The sequence below is a fragment of the Clostridium sp. DMHC 10 genome, assembly GCF_001270375.1.
GTDB lineage: Bacteria > Bacillota > Clostridia > Clostridiales > Clostridiaceae > Clostridium_S > Clostridium_S guangxiense.
In genome coordinates, this window is the sequence record NZ_LGVB01000015.1 from 2605031 (window position 1) to 2617181 (window position 12151).

The window sequence follows — 12151 nt, forward strand, 5'->3', positions numbered from 1 at the left end:
ACTTATCCACAAAATGAAGAGATAACTTTAGGTATGAAGCGATTAAGCGATAGTTTAAAGGAGATGTTTTAATTGAAGACAATTGGACTAATTGGGGGAATGAGCTGGGAATCCTCACTTGAATATTATAAAATCATAAATGAAACTGTTAAGTTAAAGTTAGGTGACCTTCACTCTGCAAAGTGCATAATGTATTCCGTAGATTTTGAAGAAATAGAATTATTGCAACATCAAGGTAAGTGGAAGGAACTAACTGATATTATGGTTGCTGCGGCTAAAGCTCTTAAAAGTGCAGGAGCAGATTTTATTGTAATATGTACTAATACTATGCATAAAATGGCAGAAGATATAGAAATAGAAGCTGGAACAAAGGTTCTACATATAGCAGAAGTAACAGGAGAAAAAATAATTGAAAAGGGACTTAAAAAGGTTGGGCTTCTTGGAACTAAATTTACCATGGAGCAGGATTTTTATAAAAAAGGTGCTAAAGGACAAGTTCAATATTGATGTAATTATTCCAGAGGAAACCGATAGGGAAATTGTCCATAAAATTATTTATGAAGAACTTTGCAAAGGTATATTAAAGGATACTTCAAGAGAGAAATATAAAGAAATAATAGGCAAATTGCAAGTAAAAGGTGCTGAAGGAGTAGTGCTTGGATGCACAGAAATACCGTTATTAATAAAGCAAAAGGATGTTTTAATTCCGGTTTTTGATACGACAACAATACACGGGGTTTCTGCAGTAGAATTTGCGATTGCAAAGTAATAGTGTTTCGGAATGTTAAATAAAAGTTATAAATCTAAAGAGACTATTTTTTAAAATGTTAAGAACTTTCAAGATTTTCGCCCTATATTCATTGTTTTTATTAAAAAAGTTTTACTGCAATATAGTATATAGTTGCACTATATGGACCTTATTGGAAAATTATTGTGATGAGGAAGTTAAATTGAAAATACTTAGGAGAGCAATTATTATCATTTGCAGTATTTTATTAATACCTTGTATTAAAGGAAGCCTTTCCAGACGTTACTCTTTCATTTGACTTCTTGTGTGTTTAGTTCACTCCTTATTTTAAGAAGTGCCTAGGCTTTTCACTTAGGAACATGTCGCACCAGTTTTTGGATATGTAAATGATTCCAATATAAAATCAGTAAGTTTACAATTTCAAGATAATAAAAAAAGAATACAATGAAATATAAAATTACTTCAGATAAAATGTTTATATTTTGTTTGGAAAATAATTTACATAAGTACAAAATAATTTCATTAAAAGGATTGGACAAGGATGGAAAAGTTATATACGAAAATAATTATAAATAAATTTTGAAAAACTTATAGAATTGTAGTTGAATTTGAATATCCTGAGCATAAGTCATAAGGAGTGGTGAAAACGAGAATTGTACAAATTGATCTGCATATATCAGATGCGTTAAAGCTTATCAATAATGGTATTTTAAAATGTTAAAGGAAGATTTAATAGTTAGAAAATCATTTTCTATAGCTCATAATAACGGATATATTTGGATAAAAAATTTGGATTCACTTTATGATTTTACTGATGTTGTTGAAAGTAAATTTTTAGATGATATGAAAACAATAAAAAAACATTCATCTCCATCAGCTATAGCAATCAATTTAAATCAAACGCAAATAACAAAAGTTCTAGGAATCTTAATTATTGAAAATTTGATTGATGCAAGTTTTACTGGTAGTGTTAGAAAAGTTTCTTTTGTTGGAGCTGATAGAAAATCCTTAAAGATTATGAAAAAGATATTTTGTAATTATAAAGTAAAATTTGAATAGAATTTTTTTAATGATTTTGTTAAGGCTAAGGACTGGCTGATATAGATAAACTGAGTCAACTTCCAGTTTGTATGGATAAGCTTGGTATTAGCAATTTTAATCTTTCAGCTTGTCTATCTATATATGGGTATAGGACATCTTTTTTCAATGAAAAATCAAGATACTTGGGATACAGCGCAAAAGTATGGTGGATACAGCATGATAATACTTAGAATTGCTAACGGTATTTTTGGCATTTGGGCAGCTCTTCAGCCGCTAATTGTTAATGGTTTAGTTGCGCAAATGATATTTTTATTAATAGGTGTTGTAATTATGCTTGTTACCGACGAAAAACATTTATTTAAAATTTTTAATAAAGATGGCAGTAGAAAAAAGTGATTTGTAAATGATATATATATCTTAGTATTTTTAACACTGTACTTCTGGGATTATACAGTCCTAAGCATTGAAAACATTATTATTTTTATAATTTTATATATAATTGCACACTTGTTATTTTTAGCTGCAGAAAAAGGAAAGAGGAAAAATTAGGGTATATTTCTAATCTCTCATGTAGATTAAAATTAAGGACCTTTGACGTATTATAAAATACACCAAAAGTCTTGTTTCATATTTTGTAGTGTTAATTAGAATTGCATTTTATTGGAATTTCTATTGAAAATAATGCTCCTGTTTCTCCATTCCCAGCAGTAATAGTACCATGAAGTTTTTCAATAATGTTTTTGCTTATAGATAAACCAAGACCAAATTTACCTTTCTTACCTTTATAGAACCTATCAAATATATGAGGTAGGTCTTTTTCATCAAATCCTGGACCATCATCAGAAATTGTTATGTCAAGTTTATTATCAAAGTTGATGTTTGAGACTACAGTAATACTTGAACTTGCGTACCTTATGGAGTTACTTATTATATTAGTAAGTGCTCTTGAAAGTTTTTCTTCATCAGAATATATAATAATATCCTTATTTAGATTATTGACCGAAATTTTTATGTTGCTTTTAAGGGCAATAGCATTTAAACGTTCTGCACAGCTGTTTATGAGCTCTATAAAATCAATTTCAGTATAATTGTAATTTTCTTCTATAGAGTCAAGTCTTGACAGATAAAGCAAATCCTCAACAAGATGAGTTAGGCGCTTTGATTCACCTATTATAATATCTGCAGCAGAATTTCCATCAACTACCTCGTATTTTATTCCTTCAGCATAGCTTTGGATAGACATGAGAGGCGTTCTAAATTCATGGGACACATTTTGAAGAAAAGTTTTTTGAGCTTTATCATAAATTTCTAGTTTTTCGGACATTATATTTATACCGTTAACAAGTTCACTAAGTTCATAATCTACAGGTAAATCAATTTTTTCACCAAAGTTTCTTTCTGCAATAGAGCGTATATGTTCATTTAAAGAAGAAAATGGCTCTGATATTTTTTTTGCTATACGAGAAGAAAATATAACTGTAATTAAGGCTGAAATAATTAAAATGATTAAAAGTATAATATTTATCCAAAATTGAAGCTGATTTATCTTTTGAACGCTTGAATAAATAATTATCCATCCAAGACCAAAGGTATTTTTATCGGACACTGGTCTTACTATAGCAACATAGTCTGTTCCAGATACAGAAAATCTTATTGAGCTTTTGTAGCTTTTACTTGATGAAGTATCAATTTCACTTTTAAGCTTAGAAAGTAAATCGCTAGGTATTTTATTACTTTCCTCGGTAGATGGATTTATTGCATTTTTATTTTTATCAATCAGTATAAAGTCAGCGCTTAAAACAGAAAGAGGTTTTCTTAAAGATCTGTCAAGCATAAAATAATATCTAAAAAGATCATTATTTTTGGTAGAGGTAGAATTTTTAGTGACTTCAGAAGAAGTTTCTGGTATAGTAGCATGCCTAGGTAAAAGGTTTGGTGGTGTGTGATTGTTATCATCTGGTTTAAAAAAATCTGGACCATGTTCAAGAGCTGCTCCTTCTACACTGGTTGCTAATTTGTTTAATTGACCAATAATTTCTTTTTGAATATACAAACGAATAGCAACGTTAAAGGTTATAGTTGTAATGGTAATTAGAAGTAATATTACAGCAAGGTTGTATTTGAAAATTCTTCCCTTTATTGTATTTCTGCTTATTCTTGCTAGAAGATTATAATCACAAATTTTTTTATTAATTGTACGTCTTTTCATTTGTATCACCCCTTGTCTTGAATTTTAAAGCCAAATCCCCAAACTGTTTCAATTTTTAAATTGGATCCTGCATCAGAAAGTTTCTTTCTTATTCTCTTTATAGCATCATCGGTGGCTCTAGTTTCAACTTCATTTTCAAATCCCCATATTTTGTCTAAAAGTTCACTTCTGCTCACGGCTCTGTTTTTATTGATTGTAAGATAGTATACAACCTCAAACTCCATTTTTGTAAGACCGATATCGGCACCGTTAAATTCAACTTGTTTTAAGTCTGGATTTATCGTAACATCTGAAATACTTAAATTTTTAGTTTCGGTACTGTTAGAATTGTCAAGTTCTATTCTTCTAAAAATACTTTTAATTCTTGCTATGAGTTCCATTGGGCTAAATGGTTTTGTAAGATAGTCATCGCTTCCAAGAGTAAGTCCTGCTATTTTGTCTGGTTCAGTATCTTTTGCAGATACTATTATTATTGGTACCGAACTTTTTTTGACGTACAAGTGAACAAAGAGAATATCCATCCATATTGGGCATCATTATATCTATTACAAGCATATCTGCTGGTTTCCTATTGAAAGCTTCAAATAAAGCACTTCCATCATCAAAGGTTTCTACTTCAAAGCCTTCTTTTAAGAGAAAGGACTTTATAATATTTCGAATGTTAGTTTCATCATCAGCAATATAAATTAGTTTCTTATCCACATTAACACTCCCTAAAGTTAGAGTAGAGAGTAAAGAGTAGAGAGTAGAGTGAAGGTTAATTTTCTACTGTGGCAGAAAAAATTTTAGAATTTAAGGCTGACGCTAAATCTTTAAAAATCATCATTCACTCTATTCTGTACTTTATACTCTGCACTCTTAGTTTTTTTATTACTTGTAAGCCTACAAAAAAATTGTAGATTAAAAAATTCAGGTGGTTTCGTACTACTAGTTATAGTTTACCATGAACAAATTAAACTATCATTTAAAAAATGATTATACCTCAATTTTGCCACAATTCTGCGGAGATTTGTAGAGAGCGTTTATTATAGAATAAAAGCATGAAAGAGATGCAGGCATAAATTATGGCAGAGCCAGTTTAATATAGGTATAGACCAGCTAGTAAAAGTCAATAAGTTTTTATAAAAAAAATTATTAATAAAAATAGGTATCATAAAAAATCCATTGAAAAATACGAACAATGGAAAATAATTCCTAATTATTTTAGCTGTTAAGCTACTTGCTAATAAAATTGAAGAGGGCATACTTATCCCTCTTCAATTTAAACGTACTATTAAAGACTTTACCCAAAAATGTTAATATTATATGCCAAATTTCATTAACGACATAAATCTTTATCAGCATTCCCTTAAAATCTAGCCTTATAAATATCATAATATAATTGTAAAGCCCCCATAATATTGACTTTTTAAACATCTCTGGTATAGCTTTGCACTCTGGTAATGTTTCACGTGAAACATCTTAAACAAAACAGATGCAATTAAACTTTTTTTGATATTACTACTGTTACTTCTATTTTATCATCCAATTCTTTTGATCTGTATTTTGCATCAATTCCGTATTTATCAAAAACTTGCTTTATAGTATTAATATAAATTTTAGGACTAAAAACCCCCTTAATTCTCTTTTTACCGTCTTCTCCTATATTGTTTTCCTTATCATGAATTTCTTCCAATTTATTTTTTACTAATTCTTCAGTCTTTTTTACATTTAAGCCCTTTTTTATAACGATTTTAACTATATCTAACTGCATACTTTCATCATTTAGTTTCAGCAATGCTCTTGCATGTCTTTCAGTTAAGTTATTTTTTAGAAGAAGTTCTACAACTTTTGCACTTAATTTTAGCAATCTTAATTTATTAGCTATAGTTGACTGCTTCTTTCCTATCCCTTCTGCAAGCTTTTCTTGAGTATATCCGTGTTCTTTAATTAGATTATAATAAGCTTCAGCTTCTTCCATGTAATTTAAATCTTCTCTTTGTAAATTTTCAAGCAAAGCAATTGCTGCCGATTGCTTGTTTGTTATATCTATAACTATCGATGGTACTTCTCTTAATCCAATAATTCTTGCAGCCTTTAATCTTCTTTCACCAGCAACAAGTTCATACCTATCATCTGGTGCTTTTCTAACCGTAATCGGTTGTATTATTCCATAAGCTTTTATTGATTGTGCTAATTCATTTAATGCATTTTCGTTAAAATACTTTCTTGGTTGATATGCATTTGAATATATACTATCGGTTGATATGTATACAATATTATCCATAATAAAAATCATTCCTTTAACGCTAATTTATATAAAAAATCAGTTTAGCATCATACAGTAAAACTAATTCAACTAATATCACATAGCCTTGTCTACGCTTTTTAATTATTGACGCATAAACCTATACTGGTTTCACCATAGTTAGTTTTATCACTGGCTTATATTTTTGAATGTATAATCTACTTTATTTAATTGGCTTTTTATTTACTGTTCCCGCACGCCTAGGATATTGTTTTGGTGTACATTTAATCTTTTTAATTATAACTAAATTATGCTTTAGGTCGCTATCTTGAAAACTAACCTGAATGATATCTTCTATTTTTCCTCCAAGTACACTAATTGCCTTCTTTGCTTCACTTATTTCTTCTTCAACAGCAGGTCCTTTTAATGCAATAAAATATCCATTCTTTTTTACAAATGGCATGCAAAACTCAGCTAATACTGCCATATTTGCTACTGCTCTTGAGATTGCAACATCAAATTTCTCTCTATAATTTAAATCAGCTCCAAAGTCTTCTGCTCTACCATGAATTGTTTTTATTCCATCTAATTTAAGCTGATCTATAATTTCATTTAAGAAATTAATTCTTTTTTGAAGTGAATCCAAAAGCACAACTTCTGCTTTATCATTCATAATTTTGATAGGGATACCAGGAAGTCCAGCTCCTGTACCAACATCTATAATTTTAATAGAAGCATCTAAACCTTTAAACTCAAAAGCCTTTATTGAATCAACAAAATGTTTAATTATAATCTCTTTATCGTCAGTAATAGCAGTGAGATTTACTTTTTCATTCCATTCTTTCATTAAATCCTTATATTTAATAAATTTATTATACTTTTCTTCATTTATTTCTAAGCCAATATTTTCACATTCCATTTTTATTATATCAAAATATTGCATATTTTTCCTCCATATATTTTAAATTTAGGCTTTATTTAAATAAGTGTCGATTCTTACACTTATTTAAATAAAGCTTCCTTTTTCTTATCAATATTCCTTTAAATAATAGCTTAAACTTACCTTTTTCTTGAAAGTTGTTCTACATATATCATAAGCACAGAAATATCAGATGGAGAAACACCAGAAATTCTAGATGCTTGACCTAAGTTAACCGGTCTAGCTTTGGATAACTTTTGAATAGCTTCTGTTCTCAAGTTTTTAACATCATTATAGTCTATTTCTGAAGGTATTAACCTTTTTTCAAACTTTTTAAATTGTTCTACTTGTTCCATCTGCTTTTCTATATATCCTTCATATTTTACCATTATATCAATTTCATCTATAACATCATCTAATAATTTATTTCTTTCTGTATCTAAGTTAAACACTTTTCTATAGTCAAGTTCTGGTCTCTTAATTAATTCATATAAAGAAATTGGCTTTTTTAGGGTAGTAGAACTTAAACTTTCAAGAAACTCATTTACTTCCCTTTTATTTGTAATCTGAATAGATTTTAATCTTTCAATTTCATTCTCTATTTGGTTTTTCCTATTTAAAAACTTATTATACCTGTCATCTTTAACAAGTCCTATTTTTCTTCCTATTTCAGTAAGCCTTAAATCAGCATTATCCTGTCTTAAAATAAGTCTATACTCAGCCCTTGAAGTCATCATCCTATAAGGTTCATTTGTTCCCTTCGTAACTAAGTCATCTATTAGAACGCCTATATATGCATCAGCTCTACTTAATATTAAAGGCTTCTTACCTTCTACCTTTAATGCTGCATTTATACCTGCATTATACCTTGTGCAGCTGCTTCCTCATATCCTGAGCTTCCATTAAATTGTCCAGCTCCAAACAAACCATCAACATTTTTAAATTCTAATGAAAGTCTCAATTGCATAGGATCAATTGAATCATATTCTATAGCATATGCTGTTTTGAGAATTTCGACATTTTCTAGCCCTGAAACAGTTCTTAACATTCTGATTTGTACTTCCTCTGGAAGTGAACTCGACATTCCACCTACATATAACTCATTGATATTTTCACCTTCTGGTTCTATAAACACCTGATGCTGCTTCTTGTCTGGAAATCTCATAACCTTATCTTCTATTGATGGGCAATACCTAGGGCCAACACTTTTTATTGATCCATTATATAAAGGAGATCTATCTATATTGTCTCTTATAACTTTGTGGGTATTATCATTTGTGTATGTCAAGTAGCATGATATTTGATCTCTTTCAAGCTTTTCATTCATAAATGAAAATGGAGTTATTCTTTCATCGCCTTTTTGTTCTGACATTTTAGAAAAATCCACACTTCTTTTATTTATTCTTGCTGGTGTTCCAGTTTTAAATCTTCTTAATTTTATTCCAGCTTTAATCAAAGAATCAGATAATTCATTTGCAGGGAATAAGCCACTTGGTCCTCCGCTATAATTTACCTCTCCAATTATAATTCTTGCCTTCAAGTAAGTACCAGTAGCAAGAATTACAGTCTTTGTAGAAAAGTACGCGCCATTTTTAGTAAGTACTCCCTTAACCTTACCATTTTCTATATCTATACTCACAACTTCTATTTGCCTTAAATATAAATTTTCTTGCCCTTCAATTGTTTGTCTCATAGTTATTGAATATTTTTCCTTATCAGCTTGAGCTCTTAATGAATGAACTGCAGGTCCCTTTGATAAATTAAGCATTCTTGATTGAATAAAAGTCTTATCTATATTCCTTGCCATCTCACCACCAAGAGCATCTAGTTCTCTTACAAGATGCCCTTTAGCTGTTCCTCCTACATTCGGATTGCATGGCATCATAGCAACACTATCAAGATTCATAGTGCACATTAATGTTTTGCATCCCATTCTTGCCGCAGCAAGTCCTGCCTCGCATCCTGCATGTCCGGCACCTATTACTATAACATCATATTCATCAGAAAAGTATTTTACCATATTATCACCTATTTTCCTAAACAAAAATTTTTAAATATCTTATCTATTAAATCTTCTTCCAAAGTATCTCCAGTAATTTCTCCAAGATATGTCCAAGCATTTCTAATGTCAATAGACGCTAAATCTATTGCATCTGTATTTTTCAATGCATTTAAAGCAGCCTCGCAACTTTCCCTTGCATTTATTAAGGCTTCTTTATGTCTTGAATTTGTAATTATAAGTTCCTTCGAACTTATATCTCCCTTAAAAAATAATTCTTTGATTAAGTTTTTAAGTGCATCTAATCCTTGACCTGTTTTAGTGGAAAATTCTATAATATATTCTCTATTCAAATCTTTGAATATATTTTTATCCATTTTTTCATTTAAATCACATTTATTTAGTAAAACAATATATTTTTTGTATTTAATCTCATTAATTATTTTTATATCCTCAGAATCAATTTCTTTACTAGAATCCACCATAAAGATTATTAAATCTGCATCTTCTATTTTTTCTTTAGATTTTTCAACTCCTATTTTTTCAACTTCATCATCAGTTTCTCTTATGCCTGCAGTATCGACTATTTTTATGGGTACACCTGAAATATTTATATATTCTTCAATAACATCACGTGTAGTACCGGGTATATCTGTAACTATTGCCCTTTTTTCTTTTAACAACAAATTAAGAAGCGATGACTTACCCACATTAGGCTTACCTACAATTACTGTGTTAAGTCCTTCTCTTAAAATCTTGCCTTCATCAGCTGTATCTATTAATCTATTTATTTCACTTAAAATATCCCTTAGTTCTTTTGAAACTTTTTCCCCCGTCATCTCTTCAAGGTCATCTTCTGGATAATCCACCGTAGCCTCTATATGGGCTATCATTTCTAATAAATTATCTCTTAATTTAGTTATTTCCGAGGAAATCTTTCCCTTAGACTGTTCAACTGCCGATTTCATACTTATTTCAGTTTTTGAATTTATGATATCCATAATAGCTTCTGCTTGACTTAAGTCAACTCTTCCATTTAAAAAAGCTCTTTTAGAAAATTCCCCAGGTTCTGCAATTCTAGCTCCGCTCTTTAATACCTCTTCTAATACACTTTTTGTAGGATATGCTCCTCCATGGCAATTTATTTCAACTACATCCTCTGCTGTAAAACTCTTAGGTCCCTTCATGTAGCTAACTATAACTTCGTCTATTATACTTCTATCTTCCAAGCTTACTATACTTCCATACCTCATTGTATAAGAATTCATATCCTTTATACTTCTATTACTTTTAGACATAAATATCTTATCAACTATATTTAATGCTTTGTCTCCTGAAACTCTTATTATAGAAATACCACTACTTCCTACTGCTGTGGATATTGCCGCTATAGTATCAAATTCTTTCATATATTTAAAAGGCCATTAATAAACTTTAACAATTTAAGTTTATCTTTATTAAAGTTTAAATTGATAAACTTTATATCAGCCCTTATTCCTCCCTTCTATATTTGTAATAAAATCACTTTAATTAAAAAGAAAGCCTTAAAAGGCTTTCCCTGTCAAAACTCTAAGATTTCTCCAAATCAACTACAACTCTTCTGAACGGTTCTTCCCCTTCACTATAAGTAGTTATATCTTTATCATTCTGTAATTCAGCATGAATAATTCTTCTTTCATAGGGGTTCATAGGTTCAAGTACAAAAGATCTTTTTTCTACTTTAACTTTATGAGCAATTTTATTAGCTAACCTTCTTAAAGTTTCCTCTCTCTTTGCTCTATAATTTTCAGTATCAACTATAACTCTTTTATATTCGCCATCATTACCTTTATTTATAACTAAGCTAACAAGATATTGAATTGAATCAAGAGTTTCTCCTCTATACCCTATAATTAATCCCATATTGTGTCCAGAAAGATTGATTTTTAAACAGTTATCTGTTTCCTTAATTCTTGTTTCAACCATCATGCCCATATCACTAAATATGTTTTTTAAGAACTTCCTAGCTTCTGAAGTATAATCTTTTTTTAAGGTAACCTTAACTTTAGCTTCTCTCTTACCTATTATATTTAAAATTCCTTTACTTCCTTCATCTAATACTTCTATTTTAACTCTATCTTCTGTTGTCTTAAGCTCTAATAAAGCATTTTTAACTGCCTCATCAATATTCTTTCCCACAGATTCAATACTCTTCATAATTCAACATCCCCCCTTGCATACAAAACTATTTTTTATCCTGTTTTTTATTCTTACTTTTTTTCTTTGGACTTTCAATTGAATCAACACCTACAGCCTTATCCACTCCACTTTCAGTAATTATATTAGACTCTTCAGGTTTCTTAGAAACTAATGCCATTATTACCTTAGTTTGAGCAAACTGAAATATGTTACTTACAACCCAATATAGAACGAGAGCTGCACTAAAATTCCAACTCATCCAAAGAAGCATTATAGACATACCAATATTCATAGTTGTTGACTGCTTAACTTGTGCCGCATCAGCATTTTTAGGTGTTAATAATATTCCAGAAAAATATGTTGTTGCACCAGATAATATAGGTAATATCCATGTAGTCCAATTACTAAATGTAGCCTTTTGAGATAAATCAGAAATCCATAAGAAACCTATGCCCTTTATATGTAAACTATAAAATACATAATAAAGTGCTACTAATATAGGCCATTGTATAAGCATAGGCAAGCATCCACCAAAAGGACTTACATTTTTTTCTTTATAAAGTTTCATAGTTTCTTGTTGAAGCTTTTGAGGATCATTTTTATATTTCTTTTGTAATTCCTTAACTATTGGCTGCAACTCAGTCATACCAACATTGGATTTGATCATTTTTATATTCAATGGAATAAGCACTATTTTTATTAATATTGTAAGTGTAATAATTGCTAGACCATATGAATAATTTTTATCAGGAACAACACTAAAAATCACATTATTTATGCTATTAAAAAATTGAACAAACAAATTGTTCAAAAACTCTATTTTCATTAAA

At 29.7% G+C, this 12151-nt stretch carries 10 protein-coding genes and 2 pseudogenes; 4 read left to right on the plus strand and 8 right to left on the minus strand.

Annotated features, from left to right (window positions below):
- The first annotated feature begins 72 nt into the window (after nt 1-72).
- From AGR56_RS23505 to AGR56_RS14590, 4 genes are all read left to right on the plus strand, one after another.
- Nucleotides 73-507 carry an amino acid racemase gene (locus tag AGR56_RS23505; RefSeq protein WP_347460486.1) on the plus strand — a complete coding sequence of 145 codons (435 nt, stop codon included), beginning with the start codon at nt 73-75 and terminating at the stop codon, nt 505-507.
- Nucleotides 482-769 (plus strand): aspartate/glutamate racemase family protein, encoded by a 288-nt coding sequence (locus AGR56_RS23510; protein ID WP_347460487.1) that lies wholly within the window; start codon nt 482-484, stop codon nt 767-769. Before AGR56_RS23505 ends, AGR56_RS23510 begins: the two co-directional genes overlap by 26 nt.
- A 693-nt stretch (nt 770-1462) precedes the next feature.
- Nucleotides 1463-1807, plus strand: coding sequence for a hypothetical protein (locus tag AGR56_RS14585; protein WP_053242838.1), 345 nt, complete (start codon nt 1463-1465; stop codon nt 1805-1807).
- A 147-nt stretch (nt 1808-1954) separates the two neighbouring features.
- The gene (locus AGR56_RS14590; protein WP_053242839.1) at nt 1955-2185 is read left to right on the plus strand and encodes an SdpI family protein; all 231 of its coding nucleotides are present in this window, start codon (nt 1955-1957) and stop codon (nt 2183-2185) included.
- Between the two features lie 244 nt (nt 2186-2429).
- On the opposite strand, the gene AGR56_RS14595 is transcribed toward AGR56_RS14590, so the two are convergent.
- The 8 genes and pseudogenes from AGR56_RS14595 to yidC all read right to left on the minus strand — a co-directional run bounded on the left by AGR56_RS14595 (nt 2430) and on the right by yidC (nt 12147).
- Nucleotides 2430-3998, minus strand: coding sequence for a HAMP domain-containing sensor histidine kinase (locus AGR56_RS14595; RefSeq protein WP_242851469.1), 1569 nt, complete (start codon nt 3996-3998; stop codon nt 2430-2432).
- Between the two features lie 5 nt (nt 3999-4003).
- Nucleotides 4004-4700 (minus strand): annotated as a pseudogene (locus AGR56_RS14600) (response regulator transcription factor).
- A gap of 778 nt (nt 4701-5478) precedes the next feature.
- Nucleotides 5479-6267, minus strand: a complete 789-nt coding sequence (locus tag AGR56_RS14605) for a ParB/RepB/Spo0J family partition protein (RefSeq protein ID WP_198150094.1) — start codon at nt 6265-6267, stop codon at nt 5479-5481.
- A gap of 181 nt (nt 6268-6448) precedes the next feature.
- The gene (gene rsmG / locus AGR56_RS14610) at nt 6449-7168 is read right to left on the minus strand and encodes a 16S rRNA (guanine(527)-N(7))-methyltransferase RsmG (RefSeq protein WP_053242841.1); all 720 of its coding nucleotides are present in this window, start codon (nt 7166-7168) and stop codon (nt 6449-6451) included.
- A gap of 116 nt (nt 7169-7284) precedes the next feature.
- Nucleotides 7285-9164, minus strand: a pseudogene (gene mnmG, locus AGR56_RS14615) (tRNA uridine-5-carboxymethylaminomethyl(34) synthesis enzyme MnmG).
- 8 nt (nt 9165-9172) lie between these two features.
- A complete protein-coding gene (gene mnmE / locus AGR56_RS14620; RefSeq protein ID WP_053242842.1) occupies nt 9173-10552 on the minus strand; it encodes a tRNA uridine-5-carboxymethylaminomethyl(34) synthesis GTPase MnmE in 1380 nt (459 codons plus the stop codon).
- A gap of 160 nt (nt 10553-10712) precedes the next feature.
- The gene (gene jag / locus AGR56_RS14625; protein ID WP_053242843.1) at nt 10713-11339 is read right to left on the minus strand and encodes an RNA-binding cell elongation regulator Jag/EloR; all 627 of its coding nucleotides are present in this window, start codon (nt 11337-11339) and stop codon (nt 10713-10715) included.
- A 28-nt stretch (nt 11340-11367) separates the two neighbouring features.
- A complete protein-coding gene (gene yidC / locus AGR56_RS14630) occupies nt 11368-12147 on the minus strand; it encodes a membrane protein insertase YidC (RefSeq protein WP_053242844.1) in 780 nt (259 codons plus the stop codon).
- Nucleotides 12148-12151 lie beyond the last annotated feature (4 nt).